22 protein-coding genes are annotated in these 18,849 nt (G+C 41.8%); 2 read left to right on the forward strand and 20 right to left on the reverse strand.

Annotated features, from left to right (window positions below):
• Positions 1 to 3: 3 nt before the first annotated feature.
• The 7 genes from MHB67_RS11915 to MHB67_RS11945 all read right to left on the reverse strand — a co-directional run bounded on the left by MHB67_RS11915 (position 4) and on the right by MHB67_RS11945 (position 4,444).
• The gene (locus MHB67_RS11915) at positions 4 to 405 is read right to left on the reverse strand and encodes a hypothetical protein (protein ID WP_034667561.1); all 402 of its coding nucleotides are present in this window, start codon (positions 403 to 405) and stop codon (positions 4 to 6) included.
• A 35-nt stretch (positions 406 to 440) separates the two neighbouring features.
• Entirely contained in the window at positions 441 to 866 is a 426-nt protein-coding gene (locus tag MHB67_RS11920; protein WP_122631114.1) for an NUDIX hydrolase, read from the reverse strand.
• A gap of 242 nt (positions 867 to 1,108) precedes the next feature.
• Positions 1,109 to 1,294: a hypothetical protein gene (locus MHB67_RS11925; protein WP_122631115.1), complete on the reverse strand. Its 186-nt coding sequence runs from the start codon at positions 1,292 to 1,294 to the stop codon at positions 1,109 to 1,111.
• A 105-nt stretch (positions 1,295 to 1,399) separates the two neighbouring features.
• Entirely contained in the window at positions 1,400 to 2,803 is a 1,404-nt protein-coding gene (locus MHB67_RS11930) for a polysaccharide deacetylase family protein (RefSeq protein WP_342492528.1), read from the reverse strand.
• Between the two features lie 158 nt (positions 2,804 to 2,961).
• Positions 2,962 to 3,516 carry a delta-aminolevulinic acid dehydratase gene (locus MHB67_RS11935; RefSeq protein WP_270127719.1) on the reverse strand — a complete coding sequence of 185 codons (555 nt, stop codon included), beginning with the start codon at positions 3,514 to 3,516 and terminating at the stop codon, positions 2,962 to 2,964.
• 16 nt (positions 3,517 to 3,532) lie between these two features.
• Positions 3,533 to 4,099 (reverse strand): GNAT family N-acetyltransferase, encoded by a 567-nt coding sequence (locus tag MHB67_RS11940; RefSeq protein ID WP_342492529.1) that lies wholly within the window; start codon positions 4,097 to 4,099, stop codon positions 3,533 to 3,535.
• A gap of 51 nt (positions 4,100 to 4,150) precedes the next feature.
• Entirely contained in the window at positions 4,151 to 4,444 is a 294-nt protein-coding gene (locus tag MHB67_RS11945; RefSeq protein ID WP_065214609.1) for a spore coat protein, read from the reverse strand.
• A 250-nt stretch (positions 4,445 to 4,694) separates the two neighbouring features.
• Between MHB67_RS11945 and MHB67_RS11950 the strand changes: the two genes are divergently transcribed.
• Positions 4,695 to 4,907, forward strand: a complete 213-nt coding sequence (locus MHB67_RS11950) for a hypothetical protein (RefSeq protein WP_024427922.1) — start codon at positions 4,695 to 4,697, stop codon at positions 4,905 to 4,907.
• A 40-nt stretch (positions 4,908 to 4,947) separates the two neighbouring features.
• On the opposite strand, the gene MHB67_RS11955 is transcribed toward MHB67_RS11950, so the two are convergent.
• The 4 genes from MHB67_RS11955 to MHB67_RS11970 form a co-directional block, all read right to left on the reverse strand.
• Positions 4,948 to 6,288, reverse strand: a complete 1,341-nt coding sequence (locus MHB67_RS11955; protein ID WP_106025008.1) for a sugar porter family MFS transporter — start codon at positions 6,286 to 6,288, stop codon at positions 4,948 to 4,950.
• 81 nt (positions 6,289 to 6,369) lie between these two features.
• Positions 6,370 to 7,791 (reverse strand): L-arabinose isomerase, encoded by a 1,422-nt coding sequence (gene araA / locus MHB67_RS11960; RefSeq protein WP_103131919.1) that lies wholly within the window; start codon positions 7,789 to 7,791, stop codon positions 6,370 to 6,372.
• Between the two features lie 17 nt (positions 7,792 to 7,808).
• Positions 7,809 to 8,513, reverse strand: coding sequence for an L-ribulose-5-phosphate 4-epimerase (locus MHB67_RS11965; RefSeq protein WP_122631122.1), 705 nt, complete (start codon positions 8,511 to 8,513; stop codon positions 7,809 to 7,811).
• The gene (locus tag MHB67_RS11970) at positions 8,507 to 10,132 is read right to left on the reverse strand and encodes an FGGY-family carbohydrate kinase (protein WP_342492530.1); all 1,626 of its coding nucleotides are present in this window, start codon (positions 10,130 to 10,132) and stop codon (positions 8,507 to 8,509) included. Before MHB67_RS11970 ends, MHB67_RS11965 begins: the two co-directional genes overlap by 7 nt.
• Positions 10,133 to 10,405: 273 nt before the next feature.
• Between MHB67_RS11970 and MHB67_RS11975 the strand changes: the two genes are divergently transcribed.
• Positions 10,406 to 11,494: a GntR family transcriptional regulator gene (locus MHB67_RS11975; protein ID WP_024423077.1), complete on the forward strand. Its 1,089-nt coding sequence runs from the start codon at positions 10,406 to 10,408 to the stop codon at positions 11,492 to 11,494.
• Positions 11,495 to 11,638: 144 nt separating this feature from the next.
• Here MHB67_RS11975 and MHB67_RS11980 read toward each other — a convergent pair whose 3' ends face one another.
• The 9 genes from MHB67_RS11980 to MHB67_RS12020 form a co-directional block, all read right to left on the reverse strand.
• Positions 11,639 to 12,364: a DsbA family oxidoreductase gene (locus MHB67_RS11980; protein ID WP_024423078.1), complete on the reverse strand. Its 726-nt coding sequence runs from the start codon at positions 12,362 to 12,364 to the stop codon at positions 11,639 to 11,641.
• Between the two features lie 140 nt (positions 12,365 to 12,504).
• A complete protein-coding gene (hxlB, locus tag MHB67_RS11985; RefSeq protein WP_024423079.1) occupies positions 12,505 to 13,062 on the reverse strand; it encodes a 6-phospho-3-hexuloisomerase in 558 nt (185 codons plus the stop codon).
• On the reverse strand, positions 13,059 to 13,691 hold the full coding sequence (hxlA, locus tag MHB67_RS11990; RefSeq protein WP_213404628.1) for a 3-hexulose-6-phosphate synthase: 633 nt from the start codon (positions 13,689 to 13,691) through the stop codon (positions 13,059 to 13,061). The genes hxlB and hxlA overlap by 4 nt, the downstream gene beginning before the upstream one ends.
• Positions 13,692 to 14,049: 358 nt before the next feature.
• On the reverse strand, positions 14,050 to 14,388 hold the full coding sequence (locus MHB67_RS11995; protein WP_034646559.1) for a winged helix-turn-helix transcriptional regulator: 339 nt from the start codon (positions 14,386 to 14,388) through the stop codon (positions 14,050 to 14,052).
• Positions 14,389 to 14,478: 90 nt separating this feature from the next.
• The gene (locus MHB67_RS12000) at positions 14,479 to 15,348 is read right to left on the reverse strand and encodes an alpha/beta hydrolase (RefSeq protein WP_213404627.1); all 870 of its coding nucleotides are present in this window, start codon (positions 15,346 to 15,348) and stop codon (positions 14,479 to 14,481) included.
• A gap of 247 nt (positions 15,349 to 15,595) precedes the next feature.
• On the reverse strand, positions 15,596 to 15,943 hold the full coding sequence (locus MHB67_RS12005) for a YxiJ family protein (protein ID WP_122631836.1): 348 nt from the start codon (positions 15,941 to 15,943) through the stop codon (positions 15,596 to 15,598).
• Between the two features lie 95 nt (positions 15,944 to 16,038).
• Positions 16,039 to 16,653: a hypothetical protein gene (locus MHB67_RS12010; protein WP_285709031.1), complete on the reverse strand. Its 615-nt coding sequence runs from the start codon at positions 16,651 to 16,653 to the stop codon at positions 16,039 to 16,041.
• Between the two features lie 112 nt (positions 16,654 to 16,765).
• Positions 16,766 to 17,554 carry a BPU family class D beta-lactamase gene (blaBPU, locus tag MHB67_RS12015; RefSeq protein ID WP_342492531.1) on the reverse strand — a complete coding sequence of 263 codons (789 nt, stop codon included), beginning with the start codon at positions 17,552 to 17,554 and terminating at the stop codon, positions 16,766 to 16,768.
• A 125-nt stretch (positions 17,555 to 17,679) separates the two neighbouring features.
• The gene (locus MHB67_RS12020; RefSeq protein ID WP_122631834.1) at positions 17,680 to 18,843 is read right to left on the reverse strand and encodes an acyl-CoA dehydrogenase family protein; all 1,164 of its coding nucleotides are present in this window, start codon (positions 18,841 to 18,843) and stop codon (positions 17,680 to 17,682) included.
• Between the last annotated feature and the right edge of the window lie 6 nt (positions 18,844 to 18,849).

Consider the following 18,849-nt stretch of genomic DNA (forward strand, 5'->3'; position numbering starts at 1 on the left):
ATCTTACTGATAATCAATATTCCTCAACTCGACCCATTCAACAGAGTCCGGTACCTTTTTTGTCGTCACAAAATGTTGAACGATTTCATACGCCTGATTACGATCAACATAGCTGCATGATGGCACATACAATGGTGATCCAGCGATCAAATGCTCGATCGTTTCGATCTTTTCTACCTTTTGAAAAGGGACTAAAAAATCTGGATATCTGATGATAAAGAATCCATACGGTTCAGTATAAAAGAAAACTAGACTTTCACTTTCCCCATCTTCCTCTATCTCAATGGAAGATTCCCCGTTACCTTGTTTCCAATACTCTTCACCCTCCTGAAAGAAGATTCTTTTCATGAATTCTTCTCCAGGTTTTTCTATCGGAGCTCCTGTAGGCCCGTAGTATAAAAACATCAATATCGCTCCTTCATGCCTATATCAATTTGGATTTAACCAATTGTTCTATTCCCCTCAAAATCATAAAAGGCTTGTGTTTGTTGGTTTAATTTTAGCATGTGATATAGCTTTGGGTTTAGCTTTTGAAAGGTTTGAGTGCTGACCCATTTTACTTCTTCAATATCCTGATCCGGATCTAGAATGTTCATCTCTCCCCCGGTTATTTCCGCAAAGAACGTAATGATCAGCGCATGATGCTTTTTATCTTGAAAGAATGCTTCTCGAACCGAATGCAGTTCATTTACTTTGACAACATACCCTGTCTCTTCTTTTACTTCACGGATGACAGCCTGCTGCAGGTGTTCACCTTTTTCCACAGCACCGCCCGGAAGTTCCCAATATCCCTTTACATTCTTGACTGTTAATAGATTTTCTTCCTCATCATAAATAATAGCTGAAACCACGTCTACTCGTTTCAAATAAATCCCCCTCAACATTCTACATTCACATCAATTGCCGGATATATGACACGAACTGTTCATTTTATACATTCTTATTATACTGGTTGGGCTCGTGGGATTTACAGGAAATATCGTTTCTCTTTTGAGACAAATCAAAGCGTCCAACGAGAAAATCATCCGACTGTTAGAACAGTAAAAACCGAAAAAATAAAACCTCTCGCATCTAGCAGGAGGTTTTTGCTATAGGAGAAATCTTCCCCTTACTCATCAAATAACATATTTCTGATTCGCCGAATATAATGAAATGCAATATGACCGAGACATAAAATGAGCCCAATCATCGCAAGAATATAGATGGGTAGCATCAAACCAGGTACATAGTTTACGACAAATCCCAAACTAAACGCTGTCAGCATATATATGCTGATCAACCTCATCAACACCATTCGAAGCCCTCCCTTTCTACAATCACTTTAACATATTTTCCCTTCATTCTCATAATTGGCTTTAAAAAAGATGCGAATCCATTAAGACTCGCATCTTTTACGTATTCAATTCACCTTTTTCGCCCGTGCTTCCTTCCACTGCTCAAGCTCCGAGACTGTTAGTAATTGATATCCTTGTTTGGTCAATTCCTTGATGATCGTGACAGCCGCGTTGGCAGAGGTGTCATAGATGTCGTGCATTAAGACGGTTTCTCCGCTAGACGCATGTGTAAGAATGTAGTTGGCAACGTATTGGCTGTTGCGATATTTCCAATCTTCGGGATCTACATCCCAAAGCGTAACTTTCATGTTGACAGCCGAGTTGATCTGTCCGTTTGTTCCACCATATGGCGGTCTAAAGTGAGTCGGTGTGAACCCGCCTGCTTTTTCAATGATTTGCTGCGTATCTTCTACTTGTTTGATGGCTTGTTTTAATGGCAGTCTTGTGAGTAAAGGGTGGTTATAGGAATGATTTCCGATTTCATTTCCACCTTTTCTGATTTCACCTAGCATATCGGGATAATATTGAACCCTGCTTCCTAATACAAAAAATGTCGCGTGTCCTTTGTTTTCTTTTAAAGCTGTTAAGATTTTTGAAGTTGTTGATGGATTTGGTCCATCATCAAATGTAAGGGCAATGGCTTTTTGATTTGGGTTGAATACTCCCTGTTTTGGCAGTTTTACGATCTTTCTTTTTGCGATCGGTTCTTTTTTCTCGTTTTTGTTTTTTTCTTTATTGATGTATTCTGGCTTTAACATTCCTTTAAGCAGTGTTTTCTTAATCGCCAGCACTTGAGGGCCTTTATTGTCTGGTGCAATTTGCCCTGCTGGAAAATAGAATTCAATAAAACGATCTTTGATGGCAAAATACTGATAATGCTCTGCCTCAGGAGACGTTCCTTGTTTGAGCAAATGCTCGTTTGCAGCAAGAGAGCGATCTTTTTTTAACTCCTCAAATGTCATTTGAGACAGTTTTCGCAGACTTTTTTTCTTTGATAAAAATAGATCATCTATTGATAAAAACTGCTGTTTCTTGAAATCGAAATTGAATATCTTCGTTTCATGTGCGCCTTTTACTCCGCCTTTCCATTCATATGTATTGAATTTGATCGCAGCAGTTTGTTTGGCATAATGAGTAATCTCGTAATCTATGTTTAATTCGTATCGATGATCTTCATCGACATCGCTTGCTTCACTAAACGATGTTTTGAATTTGTCCAGCGCTGTTTCTGCAAATCTTTTCATCTCTTGATCTAGCTTTTTTTGATGAAACACAGGATAGTTCACAGCATATCTCAAGTATCTCCCGTCATTCACGAGGGTCACAATTTCAACTTCTTTATAGCTCGCATCTGGTTCTACCTTCTTCTTCTCTGTCCCGCTTGCCTGCTGATTATGATAAAACGCAGCGATTCCGATGATCATCGCAAGTCCGCATAGGACGAGACTGACTTTCCATTTAATTGACACAATGATTCTCCTCTCGTGATGCCGTCATGCCTGAATGACGTGTGTTTGTAGGATAGACTTTGCATGCCCCCTTTTTAGTTTGCAAATCACACATTTGTCACATTTCCGACACATTTTGGAGAGGAATAAAAAAAGGACTTGATTTCTCAGTCCTTTGATTACTTTTGCATATATAATTGAAATAATTTCGTTTCTTCATCAATGGAACGCGCTCGATCAAATGCCGCTCTGACTGTCTTTGTATTGTTCATGAGCTCGTACAGCATGGTCAGTACAAAGATAAATGCTGCATTCCCATCGATGTAATCATCCGGCGCCGAATAAGATGTAGCCCCTGCCTCTAAAAAAGCATCTGCTAAATTTTTCTCTCCTAGTGTACAGCCTGTAGAGATGACATGAACCCCTTCTAAAGAGGCATACCGCTTGATTTCATCCGCTCCAAAGGCAGTATCTCTAGGCTCCTCATCTTCGTAAACATCTTCCCCTAATTCAGGCATGATAAATGCTCCTTCTTCACCATGAAACGATAAAAGAAGGTAATCTATTTCTCCTCTAACTCTACCAGATAACACATGAATCAGATCATTCGGTCTTCCAATCCAATGCATATCGACTTTCACGCCGAAGTTTTCAAGTGCTGCACGCAGGGCAAAAGATTCCAGCTCACTATTGGGTCCTGCTGCTAATATGATACGCATGGCCTGTTGATCCACTTCTATCTCCTCCAGACTATGATAAAAATAAAACCATTTTTTCCTCATCCGCATATGTATCAGTCCATTTTAGCGCTTTTTCTTCGACAGCGTACGACTCAAATCCAGCGGAGCGATAGAGGCGCTTGGCTGAGTGATTAGTTGTCACCACTGATAAATACATTTGCTCGATATCCTGCCGTTCTCGCGCAAAGGAAAGAACTTTTGTCATCAAGGCCTGGCCTGTTCCTTCTCCGCGGGCACTAGGTGTTACATACATCGCTGTCAGATTCGCTCGGTGTTTTAATTTCTGCAAGGTTTCTTGGATAAGCGTGACTGTTCCCACAAGATGTCCTTGATGAAAGGCGCCAAATGTCCACATAGATTTCGCCGAAGCAAAACGCGCTTTATATTTATCCTCTATATTGATTGGCTCTTCCTCATAGCTCATCGCAAAGCCCTCTGGATTTAATTGCAGTGCTTCTAGTCTGAGTGCTGCATATTCTTCAGCATCATCTGGTGTTAACAATCGAATATTCAGAAAATCGCCTCCAAAAGAATGATGGATACTTCTAATTTTATCTTGAAAAGAACTTTGGATCAAAATTTTATTCCTAAATATAAAAAGGCATCCCATAAAAGGATGCCCCCTTCATTACCACTTACAGCGCTTCACCGGACGGCAGCAAGGGTTTTTGATATCACTGCCGCAATCGTATTCTTCTACAATACACTCGTTGTGAGTCGATTCAGTGACCGGATAGTAGTTTTCGATTCTTTTGATGTTTTTATTGACGTTTGTGATATGCGTTGGGTGAATTTTTCTGATCGTTTGTTCATTCGTTCTTGTGTTGACAATTTGACGTGTGGGGAAAACAACCGTTTCGTCTCCTCCTTGGTTTCCTCTGCGAGGTCCAAAGAAGAAATCATCTAATCGATTTCGGCTCATCTTAACACCCCTTCAAGTTGTCTTTCACTTACACTCTATCGTATGTCAGAGGCACCTTTCGTGATTAGATGCATGTCTATTTTTTAAAAAATCCACTCTCTATCTAGTTTTGTCTTTCTTTACAAAAGGGCAATTTTAACATATTATACAAATGGTACATTAAGAAGAAAGAACATTCATGAAAACAAAATATCAGCTCTTTTTATTCAATGCATTTTTTCCACTCATTATCAAATAAGAGGTGAACGATATGATCAACACGACACAGCCATTCGAACGAAACAAGCTAGACATTGCACTTGAACTAACTCAATTACATCTGAATCAATATCAAACAAACCATCCTGATCAACTGAGTGAAATCTATGCGAAATATTACGCGCTGCTTGAAGTGCTGGATTTGTCTTCCTATGATCAATTGATTGATTTACTGCCAAATGAGCTCAAACAGACGCTTGAGTAAAAAAACCATCTACCCACATGGGATAGATGGTTTTCTTTATTTATACACGTGCTGCCATATCGGTTTCGATTTGCTCTAAGCTTCTTCCCTTTGTCTCGACTAGCACAAAACGGGTAAATAACAGCCCGATTAAGCAGATGACTCCGAATGAGGAGAAAATGACCCCAAAGCTGAATTGATCAGCCAGAATAGGGAAAACGAGTCCAACTGCTAACGATCCGGTCCAGTTAAAGGCAGAAGAGATACCTGCTCCAATACCTCTGACAGAAAGCGGGAAGATTTCGCCGATGATGATCCAGGTGATCGGTGCCCACGAGAAGGCATAGCACAAAATAAAGCAGCAAAGTGAAATCAATGTTACCCAGTTTAAAATTCCTTCACTAACGCCAAGTGCCCCTAATGCGGCGGGAGCAAAGAAAGAAAGAGCCATGCCCGATCCTCCTACGGTGAGAATCGTTCGGCGGTCGAAGCGGTCAACAAATTGTAAAAAGATCACGGTCGTGACGACAAAAATAACACCGACAATGACTGTAAAACCTGCGGCAACTTGAGGTGCAAGCCCTACATTCCGAGCGATACTCGTTGCATAATAGACAATGGAGTTCGCGCCTTGAATTTGCTGAAGGGTTGCCATTCCAACCCCAATGAAAAGAGCCATTCTGAATTTCTTTTGAAACAATTCACGAATCCCCGAGCGTTCTTCTTTGGCGACTTCTAAAATTTCCTGCATTTCTGATTCGATTTCTTCACGGGAAGAACGCAGTGATCCTAATACCTCTCGTGCTTTATGAGCCATTCCGTGTTTAATCAAATATCTCGGTGATTCAGGAAGCTTCAGCATGCCAATATAAAGCACGATCGCAAATAAAGCGGCACTTCCCAGCATCCAGCGCCAGCTGTCTGGGATGGGTTCAAACACAAACGCGACAATATAGCTGAGCAAGAGTCCAGTTACAATCATGAGCTGATTGAGTCCAGATAATTTCCCGCGGATTTTAGCAGGAGCGATTTCAGACATGTAAGCCGGAACCAATGATGAGGCTGTTCCTACTGCTGTCCCTAAAAAGATTCGAGCGATGGTGAGTGAAATCTCTTCTGGTGCGACAGCTGATCCGATCGCCCCGATAAAAAAGATCACGGATGAGACCAAAATGAGTTTTCTGCGGCCAAATTTATCCCCTAAGAGACCGCTTAAGATGGAACCAATGATGGCCCCGCCCATTAATGAAGAGACAACGATTCCAAGCCATAATGGGCTGAGCTGAAATTCTTCCTGAATATGTCCTTCCGCCCCTGCAATAATACCAATATCATATCCAAATAAGATGCCTGCAAAGGACCCGAAAAAGAAGATAAATTTGCTTGACACTTTTTTCTCCAAGTGGATGACCCCCTCACTTAATTAACCGCTTTCATTTCACCCAGTGCTTCTACTGTAACCAGCAGAAGACCTTTCCCCCTTCTATAAAACCACATATTCTGCATTGACTAGCTTTGCAAAATGAACAATTTGATCAACCGTTAAATTGAGAGACACGACTGTATGGTGGCCTCCGCCTTCTTTAATCCATGCTTTGACGCCATCCTGAAAATTCGGTTTGATTTTCCACAATACACGCGCAACTGGTAAATGAGGTGCTGCTTCCTCTGGCTCAAAGGCTTCGACTTCTTGTATGAGCCATTTGAAATGTGTTCCAAAATCCGCTATAGAGACAACGACACCCTCGCCTGCTTTTCCATCAAACACAAGACGTGCTGGATCTTCCCGGTTTCCGATCCCAAGTGGAGACACGACAATGACAGGTTTTGTATGAGCGAGCGCTGGATCTACTTCCAGCATATGAGATTGCAGCACCGCTTCCTGTCCAGACGTCATTTCATACGTGTAGTCCTCCATAAATCCAGTGGATTGATGATGACTCATCACCTTTAATAAGCGGTCCAGTGCGGCCGTTTTCCAATCACCTTCCCCCGCAAAGCCGTATCCCTTTGCCATCAGCCGCTGTACCGCAAGTCCAGGCAGCTGCTTCATCCCATGTAAGTCTTCAAAGTTTGTTGTAAAGGCATGATAGCCGCCTTCATCTAAGAAACGTTTGATGGCGATCTCATATCGCGCCTGCACCTTGACACTTTTTTCCCACTCTTCAACTGAATACGTTCCATAATTCACATCATATTGCGTTAAATACTCAGCAAATAATGCATCTACCTCTTCGTCTTCTACTGCATTTACATATTCGACGAGATCGCCTATTCCAAAGTAGTCAACGGTCCATCCTAATTGAATCTGCGCTTCGATTTTATCGCCTTCTGTCACAGCCACATGCCGCATGTTGTCACCAAACCGGGCTACTTTGATGTGAAAGCTCTCATGATAGGCTGCCGCAACGTCCATCCAATCAGCAATTTGCTGCTGCACTTCCGGCTTAGACCAATGACCGGTCACAATTTGGTTTTGTTTATTTAAACGTGCATTGATATAGCCATATTCTCTGTCTCCATGCGCGGATTGATGGAGATTCATATAGTCCATGTCGATCGTGTCCCACGGAATCTTTTCATAATATTGTGTAACAAGATGCAAAAGAGGCTTTTGCAAAAGACTGGTGCCGCGTATCCACATTTTTGCTGGAGAAAATGTATGCATCCACGTCATCACACCGACAACTTCATCGCGATAATTGACCTCTTTCATAAGCTTTGTGATTTGATCGGCACTGACAGCCAGTTCCTGCAAGATCACTGGATAAGGAAGTAAACCGCTCTCATTTAAAGCATCCGTCATCTTCTGTGCATCTGCTTTTACTTTTTTCAGTGCTTCATCACCATATAAATGTTGTGACCCAACGATAAACCAAAACTCTTTTTTCAGGCTTGTTAACATAGATATCCCTCGTTTCTTTATGTTGAAGGTTTTTGTCCATAGTACGCATGCTTTCCATGTTTTCTTAAGTAATGTTTATCTAAAATTCGCTGCGGCAATGGCTCAGCAAATTCGTTCAATTGCTTGGCAAAAAGATTCATTTTGGCGACTTCATCTAAAATCACACTGTTTGTGACCGCACTTTTAGCATCCTTCCCCCATGTAAATGGACCATGCCCTTGAAGCAATACACCCGGCACCGCCATCACATCTAGGTTTCTTTTCTCAAACGTTTCGATAATCAGCTTGCCCGTTTCTACCTCATAACCCCGATTGACTTCTTCTTCTGTTAGAAAACGAGCGCACGGAACGGCACCGTAAAATGTATCGGCATGTGTTGTGCCCATTGCTGGTAAATCAAGTCCTGCCTGCGCCCAAACGGTTGCCCACATGGAATGGCTATGTGAAATGCCGCCAATTTCCTCAAAGTATTTGTAAAGAACTGCATGTGTAGCTGTATCTGACGAAGGACTCAATTCTCCTTCCACCACTTCACCATCAAAGTTCACCACGACCATATCTTTTGCTGATAGTTGGTCATACGCTATGCCGCTCGGCTTAATCACAAACAAACCACTGTCACGATCACATGCACTGACATTACCCCATGTAAATTTCACAAGTCCGTATTTTGGCAAATCTAAATTTGCTTGATACACTTCTTCTTTTAAGCGATCTAGCATACCGTCGTCACTCCTTTCGTTGGCATCAGATGTGCTACCGCCGCTTCTTCAATCGCAAGCCCATTTTGATAGCGCTTTAAAAATTCGTCAAAGCCTTTGACATCGAGTGGATCGGGCTCCATGAGCTCTTCTGATGTATGGGCAAATACGCGATGGGTGAGAAATTCAGCCAATGTTTGCTGCTGATGATGGACCATATATGAAGCAAGGACAGCCATCCCAAACGCACCGCCTTCTCCAGCTGTTGAAACGACTGATACAGGTGTATTCAGCGCTGCGGCAACCATTTTTTGTCCAACGAGCGGTGTTTTAAATAATCCCCCATGCCCTAGTAAGCGGTCAATCAATACATGTTCCTGTTCCTTTAATCGGTCCATGCCTATTTTCATAGCACCAAAAGCAGAGAACAAATGGGTGCGCATGAAATTAGCAAGATTAAAGCGGCTTTCAGGAGACCTGACAAAAAGAGGTCTTCCTTCTGGCAGTCTCGTAATATTTTCACCAGAGTAATAGCCATAGCTTAAGAGTCCGCCGCCATCTCGATCTGCTTCTAAAGCTTGCTGCAATAAGGATTCGTATAACCTTTCTGACTCCACTTGCAGGCCAAGTGCTTCAAATGCCTCTCTGAATATATTCATCCAAGCGTTTAGGTCACTTGTACAGTTATTTGCATGAACCATGGCAACTGGCAGTCCATCCGGCGTCGTGACCATGTCTACTTCTGGATACACACCTTTTAGATCCTGATCCAGCACAATCATGGCAAAAACCGACGTCCCAACAGAAATATTCCCCGTCCGTCTTTCTACACTGTTTGTCGCCACCATGCCCGTTCCAGCGTCACCTTCCGGCGGGCAAAATGGAATGCCTGGCTGCAAATGTTTTCCTTGATCCAAAATGGCTGCCCCTGCTGCCGTTAACACGCCAGCTTCTTCGCCTGCTAAATAGACACGCGGCAGAAGGTGGCGAAGCTTCCACGGATAGCCTTTTTCTGCAATCAATGCTTCAAATTGCTGGAGCATTTCTTCATTGTAGTCCTTCGTTTGTTCATCAATCGGAAACATCCCTGACGCATCGCCAATACCAATGGCCTGCTTTCCGGTTAACAGCCAGTGAATATATCCTGACAAAGTGGTCATATATTCTAATCGGGATAGATGTTTTTCATCTTCTAATACCGCTTGATACAAATGGGCAATGCTCCATCTTTCTGGAATATGAAATTGAAATACGTCTGTCAGCTTTTGACTCGCCTCGATGGTCGTTGCATTCCGCCATGTTCGGAACGGAACGAGAACCTCTCCTGTATGATCACATGCCACATAGCCATGCATCATCGCTGATACCCCGATTGAGCCAATGGTTTGAATGGTCACACCATACTTTTGCTCGGCCTGTTCTTTCATCTCTCGATACGACACTTGCAGACCTGTAATGATATCAATTAAGTTGTACGTCCATATTCCATCCTCGAGAAAACTTTCCCATTCATATGCACCTTGTGCAATTGGCTGAAATTCCTCATCTATTAAAATTGCTTTAATTCGTGTTGAACCAAATTCAATGCCTAAAGATGTCCGTCCTTCTTTCAAGGCTTTGGCCGTCTCTTTGTGATCCACTCTACGTTCACCCCCATTTTTGATAGCGGTTTCAATTTTCTTTTTCGAGATTCATTGATTCTCTGGTACAATCACAATATAATATTTGTACGTACATATGTCAATAATAAATATAGTTGTACATACATAATGCGACAAAAACTTTCATTTTTTCTGAAGGGGTCATAACAGAAAAGGGAAGCGCCTGTTTTTGATCCGACAACCATGTTAAAATATGTCCATACAATTTCTTCTCAATCCGAGTAGATGATCAACTGAGAAAGAAGTGAAACGATGAAAAAGAAGTACCAGATCATTATTGATGATATAAAAAGCAAAATACTCACAGGGGATTATCGGATCGGGGAGCGTATTCCAACCGAATCAAGCCTGCAAGACATGTATCAAGTAAGCAGACATACAGTTCGAAAAGCCATTTTGGAATTGTCCAGCGAAGGATTTTTGCGCAGCGAAAAAGGTTCAGGCACATTTGTGACCAATCAATATCAAACAAAACCTGCGGGACATGCACATATGAAAACGATTGGGGTCATTACAACATACATATCCGATTACATTTTTCCTTCTATCATTCGAGGCATTGAAAGCCGATTAAACGAAGAGAATTATTCCTTGTTACTGGCAAGTACAAATAACGATGTTGAGCAGGAGAAAAAAGCGCTGGAAATGATGCTGTCATTTGGTGTAGACGGACTTATTGTCGAGCCGACGAAAAGCAATTTATATAATCCAAACATTTCGTACTACTTATCCTTTAAAGAACAGGATGTACCGCTCATTATGATCAATGCCTATTATGAGCAGCTAGAGGTTCCTTTTCTCTGTTTAGATGATGTAAAATCCAGCTATTTAGCCACAAAAGAGCTGATCACCTCGGGTCATCAACAAATTGGACTTATTTCAAAAACAGATGATTTACAGGGAAAATATCGGATGAAGGGCTATATTCAAGCGTTAGGTGAAGCTAAGCTTAATTTCCTGCCTGAGCATGTGCTCTTTTTCGATACAGAATCGAAGCAGCATTTGGGGGAGCAAATTCACACATTCCTGATGGCGCACCAGCATGAGCTGACTGCCCTTGTTTGCTATAACGATGAGGTGGGTTTAGAAGTCGCCAATGTATGCAGCGAAATCGGGCTGTCCATTCCAGATGATCTCTCGATTATTGGACAGGATAATTCGTATATCGCCCAGAAAAATGCCCATGTGAAGCTGACAACACTGACCCATCCTCAGGAGCAAATGGGCCGTGATGCAGCAGACTGGATGATTAAAAAAGTACAAGGAAAAAAGAATCTCCCTGATCAAACGTTTTACGAGCCTGAATTGGTTCCAGGTGAAACGATCAAACGAATAAAATGAGCCCCTACTCCAAGTGGCTCATTTTATTTTAGATTCCAGCATAAGGCGTGAATGGGTCGGATCGCTGAAATGAAAGACATGGGTTTCCCCTCATCCTTAAACAATAAAAATCCCCATCTTATAAAAAGATAGGGAACATATCTATTACGCCTCTTCTTTAGGGGAAGGCACCGCACATACGCCATCTGCACATGCCGCTTCAAACGCATTGTCAGGAGCTTTCTCTGCTTGAGCTGCTTCCTCTTTCCAAGCTGTTTCAAGTGCACGCAGGAACGTATCGGCTGGCTGCGCACCTGCAACTGAATACTTGTCATTGATCAAGAAAAACGGAACAGCATTGATCCCAAACTGTCTCGCTTCTTGTTCATCTTTTCGGACATGATCGGCAAATGCTTCGCCGTCCAAAACTTGCTGCACTTCCTTCACATCAAGACCTGCTTTTTCTGCAATCTCTAAAAGGGTTTGACGGTCCCCAACATGCTTTCCATCTGTAAAATACGCTTGAAACAGCTCTCCCATAACGAAATCGCCTTTCCCCATTTGACCAGCATATTGCGCCAATCGATGGGCATCAAAGGTGTTTGTCAACACGAGCGGATCAAATTGAAAATCGATTCCTTTCTCTTTGCCGGCCTGCTTCACCTGCTCATTCATCGCCATGGCCTGGCTGCGGCTCATGCCATATTTTTTGACGAGCATATCATGAACGTCATGATCGACATCAACAGGTGCGTGGGGATCAAGCTCAAAACTTTTAAACTCTATCTCTACCTGATCCTTCTCTGGGAATTGTTCTAGCGCTGTTTCCAGCTGTTTTTTTCCTATATAACAAAAAGGACAGGCGATATCTGACCAAATTTGTACTTTCATGTTCATCTTCCTTCCGTGTTTACGCTTTTTCTTCAACGATGTAACAATTATAGTTACACCAAATAGAAGATGTCAAGATTCTGATCTTGGTTGAAATGAAAAAGCCTCTCCTTCTAAGAAAGGAAAGGCTTTGAAAATGACTATTCTAAATTTGCATGGTGACCGTACATTGTATGTGTGTCGAGCTCTTTTATTTCCATTAACCTTAAAATGACCGCATCGTATGTCAGAAGAAGCGACTGCTCAAATAGTGAACCCATTGGCTGAATGGTATGATGGTTTCCATCCTGTTGATCCTTCGGTGCACCTGACAATAAGATGACTTCATCCGATAGATCAGCTAAAGGTGACTCAGCAGAAAGCGTGAACGCTGCCACTTTTCCGCCAATTGCTTTTGCCTTTTTTGCAAGGACCAGTAAAGACTCTGTACGGCCAGAGCCGCTCCCCACAATCAAAAGATCCTCTTCTGTAAAGGAAGGCGTATTCGTTTCTCCAATTACATATGCCTTGACGCCAATATGCGTAAGTCTCATCGCAAACGATTTTCCCATCAAGCCAGATCTGCCTGCACCTGTCACAAAGACTTTTTGTGCAGATAAAATACTTGTGACCAGGCGCTCTGCTTGTTCGTCTTGAATGGCAGACGAATGATCAGAAAGCTCATTTAAAATGGCTTTCACATAGTCGCTGGTTTTCATGATTGTGCGATCAGCTGCTTCATTTGTGCAGCCACTTCTGCTTTATTGTCCTGGCTTGCGATACCGCCGCCTACAATGATTAAATCAGGGTTTAATTTCACGACTTCAGGTAACGTATCAAGCTTAATTCCACCTGCAATCGCTGTTTTCGCCTGCTTGACAACTTGTTTAATCGTCATAAGATCAGCAAATGAGTTTTGACCAACCGCTTGCAGGTCATAGCCTGTATGCACACAAATATAATCGACTCCAAACGCATCCACCTCTTTTGCACGGCCTGCGATATCTTTGATGCCAATCATATCAACTAAAATTTTTTTTCCTCTTGCTTTCGCTTCTTTCACCGCTCCTTGAATGGACATATCTTCTGCCGCTGCAAGAATGGTGACGATATCTGCTCCTGCTTCAGATGCCTGCTGCACTTCATAACCGGCAGCATCCATAATTTTTAGATCAGCGAGTACACGTAAATTCGGAAAAGCCTGTTTGACTTCTTTTACAGCACGAAGCCCTTCGTTAATCACAACAGGTGTCCCAATTTCGACCACATCAATGGATGCTTCTACTTCTTTGATCAGCTCAATCGCCTCTGGTATATTCACTAAATCTAATGCTAATTGTAATTTCATCAACTTTCACTCCCGTTTTTCATCTCATCTTCAAGAGCTCCGCGGATGATGCATCTTGAATGATGAAATGAGTATAACAACAGGAATGACGCAATGTAAGTACGCACTTTTTTTTTACATACTATACTTTTCCGCATATGGTTACAAAAAAGATACTGTCTTTTGGGCAGTATCTCAGCGCGCGGACAAACCCTCGCATTCGTTGTCAAGTCTGCGTTCCGGTGCTCACGAATATTCAATTCGCTCCGCTCCGGTACTCGTCCTTCCTAGACTGCAAAGGTTTTCAGGGCACGCTGAAAAGAAGACAAAGGGCTAAAATAAAGTTATTTTAGCCCTTTGTCTACAATCGGTCATCTTTCTATTTATCATCCTTTAAAAAATTGCTGTCGAGATATTGTTTTCCCCAATCATACATCGCCTCTAAAATCGGCATTAAGCTTTCTCCTAGTTCTGTGAGAGAATACTCAACCTTTGGCGGGACGACAGGATAAACCTCCCGGTGCACAATGTGATCTTCCTCTAATTCTCTTAGCTGATTGACAAGCATTCTTTGCGTAATCCCTGGCATTAACGACTTTAACTCACCAAAACGTTTTGTCCCTTCTCTGCCAAGGTGCCATAAAATCAGCATTTTCCACTTACCGCCGATAATATTCAGCGTCAGCTCTTTTTCGCAATTGAACACTTTATTTTCCATTCGTGATGACAACGACATACACTCCTTTAATTTCAAACCACTTTATCATTATACTGCGGCAAAAAGAATTGCCCGAGCATACGGTCTTCGTTATTGATTTTGTTTTTTGACAAAAGCCATCACAGCCTCTGTCATTTTTTGTGCTTCTTTTGGCGCTCTGTCTGATCCAAACCATTTGTTCAGGTCACTATGGCTTAGCGTATGAACCCGAAAAACAAACCGAGAGCCTTTATCATGATTTAGTTTTTCTGCAAATCGGTACACCTCAGGATTTTCCCAGCCCGTCACCAAATAGACAGGCGGTACATTCGCTTGATTCATATAAGTGACAGGTGATGCCTTTGTCCAATTCTCCTTTTGTTTGCCAAAGACTTTTTTGTACGATGGGATGGCTTGTATAAATTGATTGAGGTTTAACGGCCCGTCTAGAACAACAATGGAATTGATCGTTTTTGGCGACAGCCCCACACGTTTTAAGTAGGTCGAATCTGTGGCAACCAGCGCCGTCAAATGACCGCCCGCTGAGTGACCCATGACATTGATTTTTGATGAATCAATTTGATATTCATCCGCATGATCCTTCACCCATTTAATGGCGTTTGCCGTATCATCTGCCATCTGCTCATAGTTGGCATCAGGGTGAAGCCTGTAATTCATTGAAACAAACACATACCCTTGACCTGTAAAATAATCAGCCTTTGAAGCGACTCTATTCTTATCGCCGCCTGTCCAGCCTCCGCCATGGAGATAGATCATCACAGGATGCTTCTTCTTTTTGTCTTCATCTTTGCCCTTTGGCATATACATATCGAGTGTTTGCTGTTTATTTTGTGTGTCTGCATAATGGATATTGGTTGTCGGCTTAGGCTGGTTGAAACGGAACACAAAGAATGCGCATACCAATAAACCAGCGATGACCGCCGCAAATAAGAGCCATTTCATGATTCGATTCAATGTCATTGCACCTTTCTGTGTTGGGATGGGGAAGCATGAGTAGCAGATATGTAGAGAAACTAGCACGATTCAATCAATACTAAATTCATATGGGATGTGCACGTGCAAAACAATTGGTCAAGTCGTAATATTTATTATACTCCTTAAAGTGGTGAAATTCATTGATTTGCTCTAGAGGGTTGATATCGAAACCAGGGATTTGTTTCTGGATTTTTCATCTAAAAACCAATGTCATAGCTTATCCTCCAAGAGGTTATTTTATAAATGCAATGATTCGTTTTCTTGTTTCTTCATGGTACTGGATATAGGAATGTAATAAAGGATACGATTCAAGGATGTGTTGAAACGATTTGATTTGAGGATATTGCTCTTCAAATGACTGACGCAGCACGTTTAGCTGTTTTTTTGGAATTCGTTTATGATCGATCACATAACTTAAGCTGCCTGTCACAAGAGTGAAAAATTCATAAAAATCATCGGACCACAGACCAGTTTCCTCCTCAAAAGATAGGATCTCTTCAGGGTAATCTGAATGAAAACAATATTGATAGCGCTGCTTCAAATCATTGATTAATGCTGTTTTATCTTGGCTGATGTTCATGGCCTTATGCTCCCTTTATATATAGACATTACTGATAATCATTTCTTTGTCTATCATTAGTAATTGATACTTCCCAATTTAAACCACAAGTAACATTACGAATAATTTGATAGCAATTGACTGAAATATTCATTGAATGTTTTTTGATCCTTCAATAACAGTTCTAACCAATTTGCTAAAACGGGATGATCCAGTGGTTTCCATTCTTTTTCTAATAAAATATTTTGGGGACAATCTTTTTTTGATACCATACCTATTACACAAATTTCCAAATCTCTATCTGCTAGAATCGCCCACTGCAAAGAACGGGATAACCAAACCACTATGTTTGAGTTCGTAATTATATTATCCGCTATAGAACCTTTTGGGTGCGTCCATAGTGCATTTACATAATCCTCACCGGAAATGTTCACACTCGCTTTCAGCCAATTGTAATAACCAAACTCCTTAAAATAATAATCAACTGGATCTGGCTTAAGGACTGCGGTCAAAAATTCTCTATCACTTGTTGAATTTAATAAATCCTTGATTGTAGGTAAAATATCATCACTTAATGCCCACTCAAACTCTTGAAACAAAAAACAATCAAAATTCTTACGGAAGACTTGTTGCGGCAGCCTTTTATTTTGTTCAAATACATGATCCACTAAATTCTGATAGAACTTGAATTCTTTTTCTGAACGAATAAATAAGTGCTCAGGCTGGTTCAAGCAAAAGCCCCCTTTCTACAACACTCAAGTGATTTCACTATTATTTTCCTAAAACTAAACCATATATCATCATCTTATCAAAATATCACCTTTTATATATAAAAAAAGCACCCTAAACGGATGCTTCAATCAAATGATATTTTTTCAAAATACGATAGGTAATTTCTTTTGCTTCTAGCCCGGTGCCTTCGATATTTGTGGCGAAGATATAGGTTTTGTTTTCATGTTTGATGAAACCTACGTACCAGCCAATGCCTGAGCCGGAGCCTGTTTTTCCGTATAGGGTGGCATGTTTCTTTTCTTCTTGTATCATCATTCGTTTGACGGTTCTCATGACAGATAGGTCAAATGGGAGACTTTCTTCATATAGCTGTTTGAGGAAATGGACTTGTTCTACTGGAGAAATGCGCAGCGAACTGCTTAACCAAAATTGATCGATTCCGCCAGATATGTCTTCGTTCCCATAATGAATGGCTTTCACCCAATGACTCATGCGTTCTTCTCCGATGTCACGCGCCATGGCTTGATAGTACCAGACGACTGAATCTCTCATGCCAGAGCCCAGTGTATGATCCTTATTCCAGTTATCAATCTCTCTTTTTACTCCGTCCCAATATTTGATGTCATATTCATCTCTCACTGCGCCTGTTTGGAGTCCGATGAGGGCATTTGCCACTTTAAATGTTGATTGTGGGGCAAAGCGCTTGTTCGCTCTTTTTTTGTTATACGCCCATGGCGATTTTTCTTTTACTTCTTGGATGACAAATGTGCCTTCCCGGTCTTTCATGAATTCATCTACTGACCACGCTGGTGATGTTCCCTCACTTGATGAAGGCTGGCCGATACAAAGTGCCATCAACATGAAGCCTGAAAACAGCCATTTCATATGCTTTTTCTTCAAAAAAACCGCTCCTTTTCCTATGATTTGTATCGATTGTAGCATGCCTGAGCGATGAGACATAAGGTACGCTTGTCCTCTTTTCTGCCAAATAAAAAAAGCCGGTTTCATCCGGCTTTTTGATCAGATTAGCTTTCTTTTTTCTCTTCTATGGCCTGCCTCGCGATTTTTGAAATCGTCATATCATCCATTGGCGGGTTATGGAGCCCGGCACGAATATCTCGATAGTAACGCTGAAGCGGACAGCCAAGGCTCAAGCTTTTTGCACCGACTAAACGCATGGCTTTATCAACCACTTGCAGACTATGATTAACGACTGTATGCTTCACAGCACCGAATTCATTGATTAACAGCTCTCTTTTCTCAGGCTTTTCATACAATGTTGTCGTCGAATAAATGACGTGGCGTGCTTGCTTTAGTAGTAAATCAATTTCGCCAATCAATGTTTGGACATTCGGCAGGTCACTAATCGTTCCGCTAATACTGTTCGGTGAATGGGTGATGGCATACTGAACAGCATAGTCTCTTGCCGCCTGTGCAATTCCTAAATAGCAGGAAGGAATATGTGCGATCCAAGGGTTTAACGTACCGCCCCGAGGTCCTTTTTGCACTTCAACAAGCATGTCATCTGAAACCACAACTTGATCTAAGATTAAATCATGGCTTTCTGTTCCTCTCATGCCAACAACATCCCATGTTTCTTCTATAGAAACACCTTCTGTATCACGGTGAATTAAGAAAAATCCCATCGACTCTTTTTCTTCAATCCATACGCCGACTAAAAAGTATGTGAGAGCTGGTGACATCGTTGTGAAAATTTTACGTCCATTGATCACCCAGCGATCACCTGATTTCATCGCTGTCGTCCCAGGCTTACCGCCTCTTGTTGGGCTGCCTGTCTGCGCCTCACTTACAGCGCGGTTGACAAGGGCACCCTTCTTCACTTCTTCCGCAAAGAATTGCAGCTGCTTCTCATTCCATAGTTTCTTTTCATAAATTTCACCAACAACTCCTTGGTGCCAGCCAATTGATAAGGCAGTCGCTCCGTCCATGCTGCCAAGCGTTTCTTGAAATAGAACCATATCCGTTACAGATTGACCCCCGCCTCCATATTCAGCGGGAAGAGACAGGGCTGTATATCCCATGTTTACTAATGATTCGATATTCTGTTTAGGAAAATAAGCGCCTTCATCATGTTTTTTTGCGTTTTGTTCGATCGTTTCACGAAGAGATTCCAGCTGATTGAGCCATGTTTTTTGAAAATCGGTATCGACAAATAATGCTTTAGACAAAACGTA

It is taken from the genome of Bacillus sp. FSL H8-0516, assembly GCF_038635285.1.
GTDB classification, from domain to species: Bacteria; Bacillota; Bacilli; order Bacillales; family Bacillaceae; genus Bacillus; species Bacillus safensis.